Origin of the sequence: Streptomyces griseus (genome assembly GCF_900460065.1) — a bacterium.
GTDB lineage: Bacteria > Actinomycetota > Actinomycetes > Streptomycetales > Streptomycetaceae > Streptomyces > Streptomyces griseus.
The window spans coordinates 113,159-131,135 of sequence record NZ_UAVD01000032.1 but is presented as its reverse complement, the minus strand read 5'-3'; the positions used below and the strand labels follow the sequence as shown (position 1 = coordinate 131,135).

Annotated in this window: 17 protein-coding genes; 11 read left to right on the top strand and 6 right to left on the bottom strand. The window is 73.6% G+C overall.

Annotated elements, in window-relative coordinates; all coding sequences use genetic code 11:
* Positions 1-115: 115 nt before the first annotated feature.
* From DTB53_RS23540 to DTB53_RS23525, 4 genes are all read right to left on the bottom strand, one after another.
* Positions 116-850 carry a response regulator gene (locus DTB53_RS23540; RefSeq protein WP_012381259.1) on the bottom strand — a complete coding sequence of 245 codons (735 nt, stop codon included), beginning with the start codon at positions 848-850 and terminating at the stop codon, positions 116-118.
* On the bottom strand, positions 847-2,124 hold the full coding sequence (locus DTB53_RS23535) for a sensor histidine kinase (protein WP_012381258.1): 1,278 nt from the start codon (positions 2,122-2,124) through the stop codon (positions 847-849). Before DTB53_RS23535 ends, DTB53_RS23540 begins: the two co-directional genes overlap by 4 nt.
* A gap of 158 nt (positions 2,125-2,282) precedes the next feature.
* Positions 2,283-2,561 (bottom strand): PspA-associated protein PspAA, encoded by a 279-nt coding sequence (pspAA, locus tag DTB53_RS23530; RefSeq protein WP_003969617.1) that lies wholly within the window; start codon positions 2,559-2,561, stop codon positions 2,283-2,285.
* 10 nt (positions 2,562-2,571) lie between these two features.
* Entirely contained in the window at positions 2,572-3,357 is a 786-nt protein-coding gene (locus DTB53_RS23525) for a PspA/IM30 family protein (protein ID WP_042497340.1), read from the bottom strand.
* A 319-nt stretch (positions 3,358-3,676) separates the two neighbouring features.
* Here DTB53_RS23525 and DTB53_RS23520 point away from each other — a divergent pair, with 319 nt between their 5' ends.
* From DTB53_RS23520 to DTB53_RS23510, 3 genes are all read left to right on the top strand, one after another.
* On the top strand, positions 3,677-4,276 hold the full coding sequence (locus DTB53_RS23520) for a DUF3043 domain-containing protein (protein ID WP_003969615.1): 600 nt from the start codon (positions 3,677-3,679) through the stop codon (positions 4,274-4,276).
* A 128-nt stretch (positions 4,277-4,404) separates the two neighbouring features.
* Entirely contained in the window at positions 4,405-5,067 is a 663-nt protein-coding gene (locus DTB53_RS23515; protein ID WP_012381255.1) for a class I SAM-dependent methyltransferase, read from the top strand.
* 79 nt (positions 5,068-5,146) lie between these two features.
* Positions 5,147-6,235, top strand: coding sequence for a S1C family serine protease (locus DTB53_RS23510; protein WP_012381254.1), 1,089 nt, complete (start codon positions 5,147-5,149; stop codon positions 6,233-6,235).
* A 186-nt stretch (positions 6,236-6,421) separates the two neighbouring features.
* Here the strand turns inward: DTB53_RS23510 and DTB53_RS23505 are convergent, their stop codons facing one another.
* Positions 6,422-6,631 carry a hypothetical protein gene (locus DTB53_RS23505; protein WP_042497336.1) on the bottom strand — a complete coding sequence of 70 codons (210 nt, stop codon included), beginning with the start codon at positions 6,629-6,631 and terminating at the stop codon, positions 6,422-6,424.
* Positions 6,632-6,710: 79 nt separating this feature from the next.
* Between DTB53_RS23505 and DTB53_RS23500 the strand changes: the two genes are divergently transcribed.
* From DTB53_RS23500 to DTB53_RS36915, 3 genes are all read left to right on the top strand, one after another.
* Positions 6,711-7,913, top strand: coding sequence for a bifunctional adenosylcobinamide kinase/adenosylcobinamide-phosphate guanylyltransferase (locus DTB53_RS23500; RefSeq protein ID WP_012381252.1), 1,203 nt, complete (start codon positions 6,711-6,713; stop codon positions 7,911-7,913).
* 188 nt (positions 7,914-8,101) lie between these two features.
* Entirely contained in the window at positions 8,102-9,205 is a 1,104-nt protein-coding gene (cobT, locus tag DTB53_RS23495) for a nicotinate-nucleotide--dimethylbenzimidazole phosphoribosyltransferase (RefSeq protein WP_012381251.1), read from the top strand.
* 212 nt (positions 9,206-9,417) lie between these two features.
* The gene (locus DTB53_RS36915; RefSeq protein ID WP_042497333.1) at positions 9,418-10,179 is read left to right on the top strand and encodes a hypothetical protein; all 762 of its coding nucleotides are present in this window, start codon (positions 9,418-9,420) and stop codon (positions 10,177-10,179) included.
* On the opposite strand, the gene DTB53_RS23485 is transcribed toward DTB53_RS36915, so the two are convergent.
* A complete protein-coding gene (locus DTB53_RS23485) occupies positions 10,077-10,841 on the bottom strand; it encodes a hypothetical protein (RefSeq protein ID WP_012381249.1) in 765 nt (254 codons plus the stop codon). The genes DTB53_RS36915 and DTB53_RS23485 overlap by 103 nt on opposite strands.
* Before the next feature lie 88 nt (positions 10,842-10,929).
* On the opposite strand from DTB53_RS23485, the gene DTB53_RS23480 reads away from it, so the two are divergent.
* The 5 genes from DTB53_RS23480 (at position 10,930) to DTB53_RS23460 (ending at position 17,891) form a co-directional block, all read left to right on the top strand.
* The gene (locus DTB53_RS23480) at positions 10,930-11,712 is read left to right on the top strand and encodes an adenosylcobinamide-GDP ribazoletransferase (protein ID WP_012381248.1); all 783 of its coding nucleotides are present in this window, start codon (positions 10,930-10,932) and stop codon (positions 11,710-11,712) included.
* Between the two features lie 212 nt (positions 11,713-11,924).
* The gene (locus tag DTB53_RS23475) at positions 11,925-13,472 is read left to right on the top strand and encodes a leucyl aminopeptidase (RefSeq protein ID WP_012381247.1); all 1,548 of its coding nucleotides are present in this window, start codon (positions 11,925-11,927) and stop codon (positions 13,470-13,472) included.
* A 369-nt stretch (positions 13,473-13,841) separates the two neighbouring features.
* A complete protein-coding gene (gene lpdA / locus DTB53_RS23470; protein ID WP_003969604.1) occupies positions 13,842-15,230 on the top strand; it encodes a dihydrolipoyl dehydrogenase in 1,389 nt (462 codons plus the stop codon).
* 62 nt (positions 15,231-15,292) lie between these two features.
* Positions 15,293-17,119 (top strand): 2-oxoglutarate dehydrogenase, E2 component, dihydrolipoamide succinyltransferase, encoded by a 1,827-nt coding sequence (sucB, locus tag DTB53_RS23465; protein ID WP_012381245.1) that lies wholly within the window; start codon positions 15,293-15,295, stop codon positions 17,117-17,119.
* A 148-nt stretch (positions 17,120-17,267) separates the two neighbouring features.
* On the top strand, positions 17,268-17,891 hold the full coding sequence (locus DTB53_RS23460; protein WP_003969601.1) for a GntR family transcriptional regulator: 624 nt from the start codon (positions 17,268-17,270) through the stop codon (positions 17,889-17,891).
* Positions 17,892-17,977: the final 86 nt, after the last annotated feature.

Sequence of the window (17,977 nt, the reverse complement as noted above, 5' to 3'; positions counted from 1 at the left end):
AGCCCAGTCCTACGATCTCCGCTCCGCGCCCCCGAAACGTCGCCCCCCGGGCTGCTTTCTTATGCCGCGCATACCGCAGGTGGAGTACGCCGCTGTACGCCGAACCTCCGTCCGGTCACTCCGCCCGGGGTCGCACCAGGCCCGATTCATAGGCGATGACCACCAGTTGGGCCCGGTCCCGGGCTCCCAGCTTCGCCATCGCCCGGTTCACATGGGTCTTGACGGTGAGCGGGCTGACCGCGAGCCGCTCGGCGATCCGGTCGTTGGAGTGGCCGCCCGCGACCTGCACCAGCACCTCGCGTTCCCGGCCGGTGAGCGCCGCCAGCCGCTCCGCGTACTCCGCGCTGTCCGGCCCCTCCCCCGAACTGCCGCCCTGGGCCAGGAACGTGGCGATGAGCCCCTTGGTCGCCGCCGGCGAGAGCAGCGCCTCGCCCGCCGCGGCGATCCGGATGGCGTTGAGGAGCTCATCCGGCTCCGCGCCCTTGCCCAGGAAGCCGGATGCTCCGGCGCGCAGCGACTGGACCACGTACTCGTCGACCTCGAAGGTGGTGAGCATGACCACCCGCACCGCGGACAGCTCGGGGTCCGCGCTGATCATGCGGGTGGCGGCGAGTCCGTCGGTGCCCGGCATCCGGATGTCCATGAGCACCACGTCGGCGCCCGAGGCGCGGGCCATGTCGACGGCCTGGGCCCCGTCGGCGGCCTCGCCGACCACCACCATGTCCGGCTCGGAGTCCACCAGCACCCGGAACGCGCTGCGCAGCAGCGCCTGGTCGTCGGCGAGCAGCACCTTGATGGGGGCCTGCCGCGGTCCGGTCGTCGGTTCCGGCGCCGGTGTCGGCTGGGTCATCGGCAGAGCCCCGTTCCGCCCGCTGTGCCCGGCCGCTCCGGTTCACCCGTGCGGGCCTCGACCGGAAGGATCGCATGGACCCGGAAACCGCCGCCGTACCGAGGGCCCGCGGTGAGGGCCCCGCCGAGGGCGGTGACGCGTTCGCGCATGCCGACCAGGCCGTGACGGCCGCTCTCCGGGTCGTCGTCGGCTCCGGGCGGCCGGGCGGCGCACCCCCGGCCGTTGTCGAGGACGGTGACCTCGGCGGTGGCGCCCACCCGTACGACGCTCACCTCGGCCCTGGCCCCGGCGCCCGCGTGCTTGCGGACGTTGGTCAGGGCTTCCTGGATGACCCGGTACGCGGCCAGGTCGACGGCGGCGGGCAGCCGCTCGCCGTGGTCGGAGCCGGCCACCTCGACGGGGAGCCCGGCGTTGCGGAAGGTGTCGACCAGCTCGCCGAGCACGGCGAGCCCGGGGGCCGGTTCGGTCGGCGCCTCGGGGTCGCCCTGCTGGCGCAGGAGGCCGACGGTGACCCGGAGTTCGTTGAGCGCGGAGCGGCTGGCGTCGCGGACGTGGGCGAGCGCCTCCTTGGCCTGGTCCGGGCGTCTGTCCATGACGTGGGCGGCCACCCCGGCCTGGACGTTGACCAGGGCGATGTGGTGAGCGACGACGTCGTGGAGGTCCCGTGCGATCCGCAGCCGCTCCTCGGCGACCCGGCGGCGGGCCTCCTCCTCGCGGGTGCGCTCGGCGCGCTCGGCGCGTTCCCGGATGGCGTCGACGAACGCGCGTCTGCTGCGCACCGCGTCCCCGGCGGCCCCGGCCATCCCGGTCCAGGCGAACACACCGAGGTTCTCCTGGCTGTACCAGGGCGTCGAGCCGAAGACCATGGAGGCCGCCGTCAGCGCCCCCATGGTCAGCAGGCCGACCCGCCAGGTGGTGGGGCGGTCGGTGCGCGAGGCGACGGTGTAGAGGGCGATGACCGTGCTCATGACGACCGGGGCGGGCGGGTCCATCAGGATGTACTCGGTCGCCGAGAGGGTCCCGGTGGCGGCGAGCACCGCCATCGGACGCCGGCGCCGCAGGACCAGGGCCACGGCGGCGAGGACCATCAGGACCACGCTGAGCGGCCCGGGGGTGCGGGTGCCGAAGGTCGGCCCGTGTCCGGTGCCCGGGTCCGCGAACGAGCCGGCGATCATCGCGACGAGGGCGCCGAGGGCGAGGGCCGCGTCGAACGCGAGGGGGTGGTCCCGGAGCCAGCGGCGGGCGCGCGCGAAGCCGGACGAGAGGGTGGTCACGTCCAGCTACGGTACGCGGCCCCCGCACGGGGACGGGAGCCTTCGCGGGGAAGGTCCCGGAGCACCCCTGCCCCGCGTCCGGCGGACCGGGCGCGGGGCAGGGGTGCGGGGTGCCGGTGCGGCGATCCACGGGCCCGCCGGGGGCCGGCCCGTGGCCTTCAGTTGGGGATGAGCCCCTCGTCGCTGAGCATGGCGGTGACGTCTTCGAGGGTGGCGTCGGGCGCCGGCAGGATCAGCTCGGACGGCTCCAGGGAGTCGTCCGGGAGCGGAGTGCCGAGCTCTCGCACCTTGTCCAGGAGCGCGTGGAGGGTCGAGCGGAAGCCGGGGCCGTCGCCGCTCTCCATCTCCTTGAGCAAAACATCGTCGAGCTCGTTCAGTTCGACGAAGTGACTGTCGGCCAGCTTGACCTGGCCCTCCCCCATGATCCGTACGATCATGACGCTGCCCTCACTGCTTGTCGAACTTGTGCGGGGACGACTGCTGCGACTGCTGAGCGCCGTCCTGTGCGCCGCCCTCGATGGCCTGCTGCGAGGACGAGGAACCACCGGCCAGCTCGGCCTTCATGCGCTGCAGCTCCAGCTCCACGTCGCTGCCGCCGGAGATCCGGTCCAGTTCGGCGGCGATGTCGTCCTTCGCCGTGCCGGTCGGGTCGTCCAGGGCGCCGGAGGCGAGCAGCTCGTCGATGGCGCCGGCCCGCGCCTGGAGCTGCTGCGTCTTGTCCTCGGCCCGCTGGATGGCGAGGCCGACGTCGCCCATCTCCTCGGAGATGCCGGTGAAGGCCTCGCCGATCCGGGTCTGGGCCTGGGCCGCCGTGTAGGTGGCCTTGATGGTCTCCTTCTTCGTGCGGAAGGCGTCGACCTTGGCCTGGAGCCGCTGGGCCGCGAGGGTGAGCTTCTCCTCCTCGCCCTGCAGCGTCGCGTGCTGCGTCTCCAGGTCGGTGACCTGCTGCTGGAGCGCGGCGCGCCGGGACAGCGCCTCGCGCGCCAGGTCCTCGCGGCCCAGCGCCAGCGCCTTGCGGCCCTGGTCCTCCAGCTTGGACGACTGGCCCTGCAACTGGTTCAGCTGCAGCTCCAGGCGCTTGCGGGACGTCGCCACGTCGGCGACGCCGCGGCGCACCTTCTGCAGCAGCTCCAGCTGCTTCTGGTACGAGTAATCGAGGGTCTCGCGCGGATCCTCGGCCCGGTCAAGGGCCTTGTTTGCCTTCGCGCGGAAGATCATCCCCATACGCTTCATGACACCGCTCATGGGCTTCGCGCGCCCCCTTCTGACGGACTGAGCTCCAGCACTCCCGATAGAACCCACAGTACGGGCCCTGTCTCTATTACCGCACTGTTCGGACGTCGATGTGCTCCTCCCCAAGGACGAGTGCGCCCCGTGAACACTCCCGCCCAGGGTGTAGGCGGGGACCCGGGACATCCTGGTGACGGGTGCGGGAACGGGTGGTTGACACCCGTATCGCACCGTCGGGACACATCCGAGGACGCCGTCCGTTGCCGGATCGTTCCCGCCCGGGTCTCCGGGCCCGCGCGCCGACCCCGTACCCTTGGGTTTTGTGTTCCGTAGCCGTGCCAAGACAGAGAAGGCCCCCACCGACAAGGTGACGGCGGACCTCTCCCAGCAGCCCCGCGACCCGCAGGCTCCCAAGGGTCGCCCCACCCCCAAGCGCAGCGAGGCCCAGTCGCAGCGCCGCCGTGCCGCGTCCGGCGCGCCGACCGACCGCAAGGCGGCCATGAAGCGCCAGCGCGAAGCGCGCCGCGCCGACCTGGCCAGGCAGCGCGAGGCGCTCGCCTCGGGCGACGAGCGCTACCTCCCGGTCCGCGACAAGGGCCCGGTCCGGCGCTTCGTCCGCGACTACGTGGACTCGCGCTTCCACATCGCCGAGTGGTTCCTGCCGCTCGCCGTGATCATCCTGATCCTCAGCGTGATCCAGGTGCAGAACATCCAGAGCATCTCGCTGCTGCTCTGGCTCGGCGTGATCATCCTGATCGTGATCGACTCGATCGGTCTCTCGCTGCGGCTGAAGAAGCAGCTGCGCGAGCGGTTCCCGGACACGCCGAAGCGCGGAGCCGTGGCCTACGGCCTGATGCGCACGCTCCAGATGCGTCGACTGCGGCTCCCGAAGCCGCAGGTCAAGCGCGGAGAGCGGCCCTGAGCACGGAGGCCTCCGGCTTCACCGGGGCCTCCTCGGCGTGGCTGGCGGGTCTCGGCGGCGTACGCAACCAGGTCCGCCAGGAGCTGGTCGCGCGCCAGCTGGACGAGCAGATAGCCGGGCGTTTCCCGGTGGGTCAGCGGCTGCGCGTGCTGGACGTCGGCATGGGCCAGGGCACCCAGGCGCTGCGTCTGGCGCGGGCCGGTCACTCGGTGACCGGCCTGGAGTCGAACCACGCGATGCTGGCGGCGGCCCGCGCGTCCCTGGAGACCGAGCCGGAGGGCATCCGGGAGCGGGTCAGGCTCATCGAGGGCGACGGCCGGGACACCGGGGTGCACTTCCTGCCCGGCAGTTTCGACGTGGTGCTGTGCCACGGCGTCCTGATGTACGTCGAGGAGCCGGACCCGATGCTGGCCGGGCTCGCCCGGATGCTGGCCCCCGGCGGGCTGCTCTCCCTGCTCGTACGGAACGCGGACGCCCTCGCGATGCGCCCGGGGCTCGCGGGTGACTTCGGCGCGGCACTGACGGCCTTCGACACCGCGACGTACACCAACCGCCTCGGCCTCACCGTGCGGGCCGACCGGCTCGGCGCGCTGCGGGCCACGCTCGCGGGGATCGCCGCGCCGCTGCACGCCTGGTACGGGGTGCGGGTCTTCACGGACAACGTCGGCAACGACGTGGAGCTGCCGGCCGAGGAGCTGGAGCGGGTCCTGACCCTGGAGGACCGGGCCGGGCGGACCGACCCCTACCGGGGTGTGGCGGCGCTGCTGCACCTGTGCGGCGTGCGCGGCTGACGCGGGTCGCGTCACGGGGCCGGGCCCGTTCGGCTCATCAGTTCGGGCATCCGGACGGGGCGGGCCCCAGACTCCGGATATGGACGTATCCCCTTTCCGCGGCCGGGCGCGCGGGCTGCTGCTTCCCCTGTCCGCGGCCGTCTGCGCCATCGCCCTGGCGGGCGGCTGCTCCGGTACGAGTCCGGCGGCTTTGGCCCCCGAAGCCAGTGCGTCCGGTACGGCTCAGGGTTCGGCGAAGCGCGCCCCCGACGACCTGGAGAACGCCTACCAGGACGTCATCAACGACGTGCTGCCGTCGGTGGTGCAGATCGACGCCTCGGAGGGGCTCGGCTCCGGGATCGTGTACGACGACAGGGGGCACATCGTCACCAACGCCCATGTGGTCGGTGACGAGAAGAAGTTCAAGGTCAGCGTCGCCACCGGGGAGGCGGTGCTGAGCGCCTCGCTGGTCTCCTCCTATCCGGAGCAGGACCTGGCGGTGATCAAGCTCGACGAGGTGCCGGACGGGCTGCGGGCCGCGAAGTTCGGCGACGCGGAGAAGGTCGAGGTCGGGCAGATCGTCCTGGCGATGGGCTCGCCTCTCGGCCTGTCCAGCAGTGTCACCCAGGGCATCGTCTCCGCGCTCGGCCGGACCGTGAGCGAGGGCCGGACGGGCGGCGGCACGGGGGCGACGATCGCCAACATGGTGCAGACGTCCGCCGCGATCAACCCGGGCAACAGCGGCGGGGCGCTCGTCAACCTGGACAGCCAGGTGATCGGCATTCCGACCCTCGCGGCGACCGACCCGCAGATGGGCGACAGCGCGGCGCCGGGCATCGGCTTCGCGATCCCCGTCTCGATGGTGAAGACGGTCGCCGACCAGATCATCAAGGACGGCAGGGTCACCGATTCGGGCCGGGCGGCGCTGAACATCACGGGGCGCACGGTCGTCGACGACAGCTACCGCCCGGCCGGGGTGGCGCTGGTCAGCGTGGACCGGGGCGGCGCGGCGGACGACGCGGGGCTGAGGCCCGGGGACACCATCACGAAGATCGGGGACAGCGAGGTCACCACGATCACCTCGCTCTCCGAGGCGCTGGCGGGCGACGAGCCGGGCCAGAAGGTGACCGTGACGTACACGCGCGACGGCGACAGCCGGACGGCGGAGGTCACGCTCGGGGAGATCTGAGAGCGCGGGAGGGTCCGACCGCGCGGGGAGGGCCGGGCTGCCCGCCGTGGCGGACGGACGCGGAGCGGCAAAGGCCCGGCCGCGCACGGGGAGAGCCGGGCGCAAGACGCCCGAAGGGCGGGTGGTGCGGGGAGTCCCCGGACCACCCGCCCTTCCGCCGCCCGCTTCGCCCCGGGGCCCCGTGGGTCAGGCGCCGTCGGCCTGCAGGCTCATCGGGCCGTAGATCTTGGTGGAGTCCTCGAGGAGCGTCACCTGGGCGGCGCCGCCCTCCAGGAGCTCCTTCCAGAACTCACCGATCCAGGACTCCGCGTCGCCCTGCGTGGTGAACTCCTCCGGCTGCAGCGCCGGCTCCGTCTCCGTACCGTCGGACTTCTCGAACCGCCACGTCCACGCCATGCCAGCCTCCATGAGTCACGTTGCTTCCCGAAGCGTAGCCGGACGCGCACCTCGCGCGGGGACACGGGAGGATCAAGGTGTGGAACTGACTCTGCTCGGCACCGGAGCCCCCGACGGGCTGCCGCGCCCCTCCTGCCCCTGCGCCGCCTGCGCCTCGGCCCGCGGCCCGTGGGCGCGGGCCGCGACCGCGCTGCTCGTCGATGACGCGCTGCTGCTGGACCTCACCCCCGGGGCGGTGTTCGCCGCCGCCCGTGCGGGGCGTTCGCTGGGCGCGGTCCGGCAGGTGCTGCTGACGCACCCGCACGACGGGCCCGCCGTCGAACTGCCCGCCCTGCTGCCGCCGGCCGGCCGGGTGCCGGACGGCCAGGTCCTGACGCTGATCAGCGGGCACCGGGTGCGGGCGGTGGCGATGGACGCGCCGGGGACCGGGTACGAGGTGACGGCCCCGGAGGGCGAGCGGCTGCTGTACCTGCCGCCGGGGGCGGCCCCCTCCGGCCTGCCCGAGCGGGTGGAGCGCCCCCTGGACATGGCCGTCCTCGACGTGATCGGGCGGCCCGACGCGGTGGCCCGGCTGCGGTCGGCCGGGGCGGTCGGGCCGGCCACCGAGGTGATCGCGGTCCACCTGGACCACGACGCCCCGGCGGGCCCGGCGCTGGACCGCCGGCTGGCGGCGGCCGGGGCCCGGGCGGTACCGGACGGGACGACGCTGGTGGTGGGCGGCTACCGGGCGGCGGCGGACGTGCCGCGCCGGGTGCTGGTCACGGGGGGCGCGCGGTCGGGGAAGTCGCTGGAGGCGGAGCAGCGCCTGGAGACGTTCCCGGAGGTGGTGTACGTGGCGACCGGGGGCCGTCGCGACGGGGACCCTGAGTGGGCGGCCCGGATCGGACTGCACCGGGAGCGCAGGCCCGGCGCCTGGCGGACCGAGGAGACCTGCGAGCTCGTGGAGCTGCTGGGGGCGGACGGGCCGCCGCTGCTGATCGACTGCCTGTCGCTGTGGCTGACCGACGCGATGGACCGGGTGGAGGCCTGGGAGGACGAGCGGTGGCGGGGCGGCGGCGAGGCGGCGTTGCGGGAGCGGGTCGCGGAGCTGGTCGCCGCGGTGCGCGGGACCCGGCGGCCGGTGGTGCTGGTGACCAACGAGGTGGGGTCCGGGGTGGTGCCGGCGACGGCGGCGGGGCGGCGGTTCCGGGACGAGCTGGGGCGGCTGAACGCGGCGGTCGCGGCCGAGTGCGAGCAGGTGCTGCTGGTGGTGGCGGGGCAGGTGCTGGTGCTGCGGGGGTGAGGGGCGGCTGCCGCGCGCGGTCCGGCCGCCCGCCCCGCTCCCGGTTCACGGCACGGTTCTCGGGGGTGGGCCGACCGGTACTGTTCCGGCTGGGGCCTGTCCGGTCCTGATCCGCCGGACACGCCCTGGGACCCGCCGCCGGGTTCCCCCGACCGGACCCGACGTGACGACCCGCGAGGCAGACCTCCGTGAACCTGGACGACTTCTCCGACCTGATCCAACGCCCCGACGGGGGTGTGCGGCGCGATGCCGAGGAGCGGCGCGAGCGGCTGACCGTCCCCCCGGGGGCGCTCGGACGGCTCGACGAGCTGGGCGAGTGGCTCAGCGCCGCGCAGCAGTCCGTGCCGGTCAGGGCCATCGAGCAGCCGCGTCTGGTGATCTTCGCCGGTGACCACGGGGTGGCGGAACTGGGCGTCTCCGGCCGGCCCGCGGGGGGCGCGTACGAGCTGGTGCGGTCCGCCCTCGACGGGGCGAGCCCGGTCTCGGTGCTGGCGCGGCGCTTCTCCGTGCCGATGCGGATCGTGGACGTCTCCCTGGACTGCGATCCGGAGCTGCTGCCCGAGTCCGTGGTGCGGCACCGGGTGCGGCGGGGTTCGGGGCGGATCGACGTCGAGGACGCGATCAGCGCGGAGGAGGCCGCGCAGGCGGTCCGCCTGGGGATGGCCATCGCCGACGAGGAGGCGGATTCCGGCACGGATCTGGTGGTGCTCGGCGACCTCAGCGTGGGGGGGACCACGGCCGCGGCCACGCTCGTGGCCGCGCTCTGCGGAACGGACGCCTCCGTGGTGACCGGTCGCGGCGGCGCGGGCATCGACGACCTGGCCTGGATGCGCAAGTGCGCGGCGATCAGGGACGCCCTGCGCCGGGCCCGGCCGGTGCTCGGCGACCAGTTGGAGCTGCTCGCCGCGTCGGGCGGCGCCGACCTGGCGGCGATGACGGGCTTCCTGCTGCAGAGCGCGGTGCGCCGGATGCCGGTGATCCTGGACGGGGTCGTCTCGGCGGCCTGTGCGCTGGTGGCGCAGCGGGCGGCGTTCCGGGCGCCGGACTGGTGGCTGGCCGGCCAGGTCAGCGGGGAGCCCGCGCAGACGAAGGCGCTGGACCGGATGGCGCTGACCCCGCTGCTGGACCACGGCGTGACGGTGGGCGAGGGCAGCGGTGCGCTGCTGGCCCTGCCGCTGGTGCGGGCTGCGGCGGCGCTGGCCGCCGAACTGCCGGAGCGGGAACCGGAGACGGCCGTGGACGGCGAGGAGCCGGGGCCGGGGACGCAGGCGGCGGCTCTCGACGGAGTCTGAGGCTCCGGCGCCCCGGGGCCCGGCTCCCCGTTCCCGGCCGAGCGGGCGAGCGGGCGAGCGGGCGAGCCGACGAGACCGGTGTCACTCGGGTGCCGCTCAACTCCGCCCCGGCCCGGTCCGTCTTCGTGGGGGGACCGCCGCTCGGCGCGCGTCCTCGCCGATGCCGCGCACCGACCGACCGGGGGCCGTTCCATGCTGTTCGCGATGAGCGGGTGAGCCCTCTCCCCGCCCTGCGCCGGGCGGCGGCCCGGGAGTGGGGCCCGCTGTTCACGACCGTACGGCGGGGGCTCGCCGGACGCGGTCCGCGGGCGCTCGCGCTGACGGCGGTCGCGGTGGCGCTGACCGCGTCCGTGCAGGTGGTGCAGGTCCAGGACTGGGGCCACCGGCCGGTGCGGCTGCTCGGAGCCGTACGGGCGGAGGACCCGCTCTGGTCGGCCCTCGCGCGCACCCCGCTGTCCCCGTTCGTGGCCGCGCCCGACCTTCCGGTGTGGGGCGCGCTGGCCCAGATCCTGCTGGTGTTCGGCGTCGCGGAGGTGTGCCTGGGGCGGTGGCGCACGCTCGCGGTGGCGTATCTGGCGACGGTGGCCGGGACGTTGTACGCGCGGATCGGCGTCGCACTCGGACCGGAGGTGTTCCTCGGGCTGCCCGCCGCCGACGCGCGGGTGGTGGACACCGGGCCCTCGGCGGCCGTCGTGGGGCTCGCGGTGTACGTCTGCCACCGGCATCGCGCCCGGTTCACCGGGGCTCTGGTGGTCCTCGCGATGGTCGTGGAGGTGCTCGTCAAGGACAACCTGGCGGGCCGTGAGCATCTGGCCGCCATCGCCGTCGTCCTGGCGGTGTGCCACGTGCGGGAGCGGCTCGGGCGGCGGGTTCAGGACCGGGGCGCGGGCGGCGGCGGGACGCGGTCCGGGGCGCCGCCGATGAGGTCCTGGAACTTCCGGCGCGGCCCGGCCCAGCGCACGTCGTGGTGGTAGGCCCGCAGCAGTGCCCGGGAGCGGGCCCGGTGGCGGTGGCGGTAGAAGCGCCGGGCCCAGGGCGAGGTGGGGCGGGCCAGCCGGACCGCGCCGACCAGGGCGACGAAGGGGACGAGGGTGCCCAGCACCGCCATCCGCAGCTTGCCCTTGAACAGGGCGATCAGGACGAAGCAGAAGTTGATCACGTAGGTGGTGATGAGGCTGAGCCTGCCCTGTTCCTCCTCGTCGCTGACGTCGTCGACGCCGAGCGGCGAGAAGCCCGCCAGGACCAGTGCCACCAGGGAGACGGTCAGCACGACCACCTCCACGCTCTGGCGGCCCTCCTCGGTCCAGTACACGTCGTCCAGATGCAGGATCAGGGCGAACTCGTCGAGCACCAGGCCGGCCCCCACCCCGAAGATCACCGCGAACACCCCGGCGGCCACCCCGTGCCGTCCGCCGGCCACCGCCCCGAACCCGCCGACGACGGAGAGGACGACCCCGGGCACCACGTGGTGGATGTGCACCCCACCGGGGGTGATGTTGCGGAACGGGCCCTTCCCGGCGCGGATCATGCGGGTGATGGTGCGTGTGATCGCGAAGGTGAGGACGAAGGCGGCCAGCGCGAGGAGCAGCGGGAGCTTGCCCGGCTCCGCGATGTTGTCGTGCCACCAGTGACCCATGCCACCCACTCCCGGTACGTCAGGTTTCGCGGTGATTGGCGCGTTTCGCCCAATCTATCGGCGGGGCGCAGCGGCTAGCCTGCGCGCGGTGACCTCCCTGAACAGCCACGGCATACGTTTCGCCTTCGGCACCCTGACCGTGCTGCCCGTCCGCGTGACCCGCTGGGACCGGGCGACCGCCCGCTCCGGCATGCTCCGCGCCCCGCTCGCCGGGCTCGTCGTGGGGGCGCTCGCCGGGGCCCTCGGCGCCCTGTCGCTGCTGGCGGGCTCGGGGCCGCTGCTCGCCGCCGTCGCCTCCGTCGCGGTGCCCGCCGCCCTCACCCGGGGGCTGCACCTGGACGGCCTGGCGGACACGGCGGACGGCCTCGGCAGCGGGAAGCCCGCCGAGGACGCGCTGCGGATCATGAAGCAGTCCGACATTGGGCCGTTCGGTGTCATCACGCTGCTGCTGGTCCTGCTGGCCCAGGTCGCCGTCCTCTTCGAGCTGTACGGGGAGGGCTGGGCGCACGGGGCCGTCGGGGCGGTCGTCGCGGGCACGGCCGCCCGTCTCGCGCTGACCCAGGCGTCCCGTCAGGGCGTCCCGGCGGCGCGGCCGGAGGGACTCGGCGCGGTGGTGGCGTCCACCGTCCCGGCCGGGCGGGCGCTGCTCGCGGCCGTGGTGACGGTGGCGCTGTGCGCGGCGGCGGGTGCGCCGCTGGGCCCGTACGGGGCGCTGCGCCACGCGCTCGCCGCGCTGGTCGCGCTCGCCGCGGGCGAACTGCTGCTGCGGCACTGCGTGCGGCGGTTCGGCGGGGTCACCGGGGACGTCTTCGGGGGCGTCGAGGAGACGGCGGCGACGGCGGCCCTGGTGGCGCTGGCCGTCGGGAGCTGACGGAGGGGCGTCGGCCGGCACGCCTCCCGGGGGCCGTTCCGGACCGCCCCGGCGGTCGGAGAGGGCGCGGGAGGCCCCGCCGCCGTCACGGAGCAGGAACCGCGCGCGTAGGCTCATTCCCGGCACATCGTCGGGGCGTCTACGATGCGCCGGGCACGGTCGGCCCACCCCTCGACCGAACTCGAACTCAACGGAAGCGAGAATTCACCACCGTGACTGCTCTCACTCTCAGCACTGCCGGTGCGGCGACGCTGCGCGCCGACGCACTCGTCGTCGGCGTCGCCAAGGGCGTCAAGGGACCGGTCCTGGCACCCGGCTCCGAGGCCGTGGACAAGGCGTTCGACGGCAAGCTCGCCGCCGTCCTCGCGACCCTGGGTGCCACCGGTGCCGAGGGCGAACTGACCAAGCTGCCCGCCGCGTCCGGCCTCAAGGCCCCGGTCGTCGTCGCGGTCGGCCTCGGTCCGGTCCCGGACAAGGAGGACGCCTACGACGCCGAGGCGCTGCGCCGCGCCGCGGGCACCGCGGCCCGTGCGCTGACCGGCTCCAAGAAGGCCGGCTTCGCGCTGCCCGCCGCCTCCGTCGAGGACGCCGCCGCCGTCGCCGAGGGCGCGCTGCTGGGCGCGTACGCCTTCACCGCCTACCAGGGCGGCGAGAACAAGCTCGCCCCCAAGGACGCGAAGTCCAAGGGCAATGGCCCGAAACTGCCGCTCGCGGAGGTGGCGCTGCTCGGCGCCAAGCCGCGCGACAAGGCCTACAAGGCCGCCGTCGAGCGCTCCCTGGCCCTGGTCGAGGAGATCAACCGGGCGCGCGACCTGGTCAACACCCCGCCGAACGACCTGTACCCCGAGTCCTTCGCCGCCGTGGCCACCGCCGCAGGCAAGGAGCACGGCGTCAAGGTCCAGGTCCTCGACGAGAAGGCCCTGGTCAAGGGCGGCTTCGGCGGCATCCTCGGCGTCGGCCAGGGCGCCTCGCGGGGCCCGCGCCTGGTGAAGCTCGCCTACACGCACCCGAAGGCGGAGAAGACCCTGGCCCTGGTGGGCAAGGGCATCACCTACGACTCGGGCGGCATCTCGCTCAAGCCGGCCGGCCACAACGAGACGATGAAGTGCGACATGGCCGGCGCCGCCGCCGTGTTCGCCGCCGTCGTCACGGCCGCCCGCCTGGGTCTCAAGGTCAATGTCACCGGCTGGCTGGCGCTGGCCGAGAACATGCCCTCCGGCAACGCCACCCGCCCCGGTGACGTGCTGCGCATGTACAGCGGCAAGACCGTCGAGGTCCTGAACACCGACGCCGAGGGCCGGCTCGTCCTGGCCGACGCGCTGACCCGCGCCTCGGAGGAGAAGCCGGACGCGATCGTCGACGTGGCGACCCTGACCGGCGCGATGGTGCTGGCGCTCGGCAACCGCACCTTCGGTGTGATGGCCAACGACGACGCCTTCCGCACCTCGCTCCACGAGATCGCCGAGGAGGTCGGCGAGCCGTCCTGGCCGATGCCGCTCCCCGCCGACCTGCGCAAGGGCATGGACTCCCCCACCGCCGACATCGCCAACATGGGCGAGCGGATGGGCGGCGGCCTGGTGGCCGGCCTGTTCCTGAAGGAGTTCGTGGGCGAGGGCATCGCCTGGGCGCACCTGGACATCGCGGGCCCGGCCTTCCACGAGGGCGCGCCGTACGGCTACACCCCCAAGGGCGGCACCGGCTCCGCGGTCCGCACCCTGGTGCGGCTCGCCGAGCGCACCGCCGCCGGCGACCTCGGCTGAGGTCCCGCCTTCCGTCGCGTACGGCCCCGGGCATAGGTCCGGGGCCGTACGTGTTCTCCGAGCGGAAGCGGCAAGGATGACCGGCACGGGACGGAGGGACGTCGGAGGGCGGGCGGGTTTCGCTCTCGACGAACACCGCCCGAATCCGTAGGTATCTACGCAGCAGTAACCCTCCGGAACGGACGATCATCCGTTCCGGACCCGGGCCCCGCGTCCCGCCCACCGTCGACAAGTGCGAAGATGGGTTCTCGGCAGGACAGGGCCCCCACCACAGGGCCGAAGACAAAAGCGGCCGCACACCAGCCGACCGGCCGGTCACACCCCAGCGACGGGGCCCGGCGTACGGCGCACATGCATGGAGGACGTGACGTGGCGAACGACGCCAGCACCGTTTTCGACCTAGTGATCCTCGGCGGTGGCAGTGGCGGTTACGCCGCGGCCCTGCGCGGAGCGCAGCTGGGCCTGGACGTCGCCCTGATCGAGAAGGGCAAGGTCGGCGGCACCTGCCTGCACAACGGCTGCATTCCCACGAAGGCGCTGCTGCACGCGGGCGAGATCGCGGACCAGGCCCGCGAGTCGGCCCAGTTCGGCGTGAAGGCCACCTTCGAGGGCATCGACATGGAGGCCGTCAACAAGTACAAGGACGACGTGATCTCGGGCCTGTACAAGGGTCTCCAGGGTCTCATCGCCTCGCGCAAGGTCCACTACATCGAGGGCGAGGGCAAGCTCTCCTCCCCCACCTCGGTGGACGTGAACGGCCAGCGCGTCCAGGGCCGCCACGTGCTGCTGGCGACCGGCTCCGTGCCGAAGTCGCTGCCCGGCCTGGAGATCGACGGCAACCGGATCATCTCCTCGGACCACGCGCTGAAGATGGACCGCGTCCCGAAGTCCGCGATCGTCCTGGGCGGCGGCGTCATCGGCGTCGAGTTCGCCTCGGCGTGGAAGTCCTTCGGCACCGAGGTCACGATCGTCGAGGGCCTCAAGCACCTCGTCCCGGTCGAGGACGAGAACAGCTCCAAGCTTCTTGAGCGCGCGTTCCGCAAGCGCGGCATCAAGTTCAACCTCGGCACCTTCTTCGACAAGGCCGAGTACACGCAGGACGGCGTCCGTGTGACGCTCGCCGACGGCAAGACCTTCGAGGCGGAGATCCTCCTCGTCGCGATCGGCCGCGGCCCCGTCTCGCAGGGCCTCGGTTACGAGGAGCAGGGCGTCGCGATGGACCGCGGCTACGTCCTGGTCGACGAGTACATGCAGACCAACGTCCCGACGATCTCGGCCGTGGGCGACCTCGTCCCCACCCTCCAGCTCGCCCACGTCGGCTTCGCCGAGGGCATCCTGGTGGCGGAGCGGCTGGCCGGCCTGAAGACCGTCCCGGTCGACTACGACGGCGTGCCCAAGGTGACGTACTGCCACCCCGAGGTCGCCTCCGTCGGCATCACCGAGGCGAAGGCCAAGGAGATCTACGGCGCGGACAAGGTCGTCGCCCTCAAGTACAACCTCGCGGGCAACGGCAAGAGCAAGATCCTGAAGACCGCGGGCGAGATCAAGCTCGTCCAGGTCAAGGACGGTGCCGTGGTCGGCGTCCACATGGTGGGCGACCGCATGGGCGAGCAGGTCGGCGAAGCCCAGCTGATCTACAACTGGGAGGCGCTGCCCTCCGAGGTCGCCCAGCTCATCCACGCACACCCGACGCAGAACGAGGCGATGGGCGAGGCTCACCTGGCGCTGGCCGGCAAGCCTCTCCACGCCCACGACTGATCCCCCGGTCCCGGGCGCGACGACCGACCACTTCCGCAATTTCGTAAGGAGCAACTGAAACCATGTCGGTTTCCGTAACCCTTCCGGCGCTCGGCGAGAGCGTCACCGAGGGCACTGTCACCCGTTGGCTGAAGGCCGAGGGCGAGCGCGTCGAGGCCGACGAGCCGTTGCTCGAGGTCTCGACCGACAAGGTCGACACCGAGATCCCGGCCCCCGCGTCCGGCGTTCTGTCGTCCATCAAGGTCGCCGAGGACGAGACCGTCGAGGTCGGCGCCGAGCTGGCCGTCATCGACGACGGCTCGGGCGCTCCGGCCGAGGCCGAGGCCGCGGCCCCCGCCGCCGAGGAGGCCCCGGCCGCCGAGGCTCCGGCCCCCGCCGCCGAGGAGCCCGCCGCTCCGGCCCAGGAGGCCCCCCAGGCCGAGGCCCCGGCCGCCTCCGGCGGTTCCGCCGAGGGCACCGACGTCACCCTCCCCGCGCTCGGCGAGAGCGTCACCGAGGGCACCGTCACGCGCTGGCTCAAGGAGGTCGGCGAGGAGGTGGCCGAGGACGAGCCGCTGCTGGAGGTCTCCACGGACAAGGTCGACACCGAGATCCCCGCCCCGGTCGCCGGTGTGCTGCTGGAGATCGTGGTCGGCGAGGACGAGACCGCCGAGGTCGGCGCCAAGCTCGCCGTCATCGGCGCCCCGGGCTCGGCCCCGGCCGCCGCTCCGGCGCAGCCCGCCGCCCCGGCCGCCGCTCCGGCGCAGCCCGCCGCCCCGGCCCAGGAGGCCCCGAAGGCCGAGGCCCCCAAGGCCGAGGCGCCGAAGCAGGAGGCCCCCGCGGCCCCCGCCCCGGCCCCCGCCGCTCCGGCCGCCCCCGCGGCTCCGGCGCAGGCCCCGGCGGCTCCCGCCGCCCCGGCTCCGGCGCAGCCCGCCCCCGCCGCCCCGGCGCCGGCCGCCCAGGCCGCGCCCTCCGGTGACGACGGCGCGTACGTCACGCCGCTGGTCCGCAAGCTCGCGTCCGAGAACAACGTGGACCTGAGCGCGGTCAAGGGCACCGGCGTCGGCGGCCGCATCCGCAAGCAGGACGTCGTCGCCGCCGCGGAGGCCGCCAAGGCCGCGGCGGCTGCCCCGGCACCCGCCGCTCCGGCCGCCGCCAAGGCCGCGCCGAAGCTGGAGGCCTCCCCGCTGCGCGGTCAGACGGTCAAGATGACCCGGATGCGCAAGGTCATCGGCGAGAACATGATGAAGGCCCTGCACTCGCAGGCCCAGCTGACCACGGTCCTCGAGGTCGACATCACCAAGCTGATGAAGCTGCGCAACCAGGCCAAGGCCGCGTTCGCCGCCCGTGAGGGCGTCAAGCTGTCCCCGATGCCGTTCTTCGTGAAGGCGGCGGCCCAGGCGCTGAAGGCCCACCCGGTCGTCAACGCCCGGATCAACGAGGACGAGGGCACCATCACGTACTTCGACTCGGAGAACATCGGCATCGCCGTGGACGCCGAGAAGGGTCTGATGACCCCGGTCATCAAGGGTGCGGGCGACCTGAACATCGCCGGTATCGCCAAGAAGACCGCGGAGCTCGCGGGCAAGGCGCGCGGTGGCGGCCTGACGCCGGACGACATGTCCGGCGCCACCTTCACCATCAGCAACACCGGTTCGCGCGGCGCCCTGTTCGACACGGTCATCGTGCCGCCGAACCAGGCCGCCATCCTGGGCATCGGCGCCACGGTCCGCCGCCCGGTGGTCATCGACCACCCGGACCTCGGCGAGACCATCGCGGTGCGCGACATGACGTACCTCTCGCTCTCCTACGACCACCGTCTGGTGGACGGCGCGGACGCCGCCCGCTACCTGACGTCGGTCAAGGCGATCCTGGAGGCGGGTGAGTTCGAGGTCGAGCTCGGCCTCTGAACGCTCCGGCTGTAACCAGCCTCACCAGCGGCGCCCCCGCCCGGAACCCTTCCGGGCGGGGGCGCCGCCGTATTGTCTAAACACCACGGAAGGCCTACCGCCGCCGTGATGATGTAGGCAGCACCGGTCTGCCCTGAAGGAGCCCTCCATGACCCCGCCCGTCGTCCACTCGCTGCGCGAACAGATCCGCGAGCACATCGTGGAGGGGATCGTCAGCGGGCGCTGGAAGCCGGGCGAGCGGATCGTGGAGCGCCGGATCGCCACCGAGCTGGAGGTCAGCCAGACGCCCGTGCGCGAGGCGCTGCGCGAGCTGGAGACACTGCGGCTGATCGAGTCGGCCCCCAACAAGGGCGTCCGCGTCCGCAGTCTCACCGCCGCCGACCTGGAGGAGAGCTACCCGGTCCGGGCCGGCCTGGAGCAGATCGCGGCGGAGCTGGCGGCCCCCCGGCTCGGCCGGGACTGCTCGGCGCTGGAGCCGCACGTGGCCGCGCTGTACGAGGCGGACCGGCTGGCCGACGGCGAGGCCCAGGTGCGGCACACGGTCGGCTTCCACCGGGAGATGGTGCGGGCGGCCGGGAACGCGGTGCTGCTGCACACCTGGGAGGGTCTGGGCATCGAGGTGTTCACGGCCCTGTCGATCCGCTGGCTGGGCACGGTGCAGAAGTCGTACGCGGAGGAGCACCAGGCGCTCATCGACGCGTTCCTCGCCGAGGACCCGGGGATCGGAGCCCTGGTGAAGGCGCATGTGCTGGGCTGCGCGCCCCGCGCCTGACCCTGCCTGCCGGACTCCGATCATCTGGCGGCCCACCTGCTCGTCCGTGCAGGTCAGCGCCCTATTTGCACGCTATTTCGCGTCAC

What these genes read in the sequence shown, in the direction of transcription:
- DTB53_RS23540 (WP_012381259.1), bottom strand. Translation starts at nt 850, where the DNA reads ATGACCCAGCCGACACCGGCGCCGGAACCGACGACCGGACCGCGGCAG.
- pspAA (WP_003969617.1), bottom strand. Translation starts at nt 2,561, where the DNA reads ATGATCGTACGGATCATGGGGGAGGGCCAGGTCAAGCTGGCCGACAGT.
- DTB53_RS23525 (WP_042497340.1), bottom strand. Translation starts at nt 3,357, where the DNA reads ATGAAGCGTATGGGGATGATCTTCCGCGCGAAGGCAAACAAGGCCCTT.
- DTB53_RS23510 (WP_012381254.1), top strand. Translation starts at nt 5,147, where the DNA reads ATGGACGTATCCCCTTTCCGCGGCCGGGCGCGCGGGCTGCTGCTTCCC.
- DTB53_RS23505 (WP_042497336.1), bottom strand. Translation starts at nt 6,631, where the DNA reads ATGGCGTGGACGTGGCGGTTCGAGAAGTCCGACGGTACGGAGACGGAG.
- DTB53_RS23485 (WP_012381249.1), bottom strand. Translation starts at nt 10,841, where the DNA reads ATGGGTCACTGGTGGCACGACAACATCGCGGAGCCGGGCAAGCTCCCG.
- sucB (WP_012381245.1), top strand. Translation starts at nt 15,293, where the DNA reads ATGTCGGTTTCCGTAACCCTTCCGGCGCTCGGCGAGAGCGTCACCGAG.
- DTB53_RS23460 (WP_003969601.1), top strand. Translation starts at nt 17,268, where the DNA reads ATGACCCCGCCCGTCGTCCACTCGCTGCGCGAACAGATCCGCGAGCAC.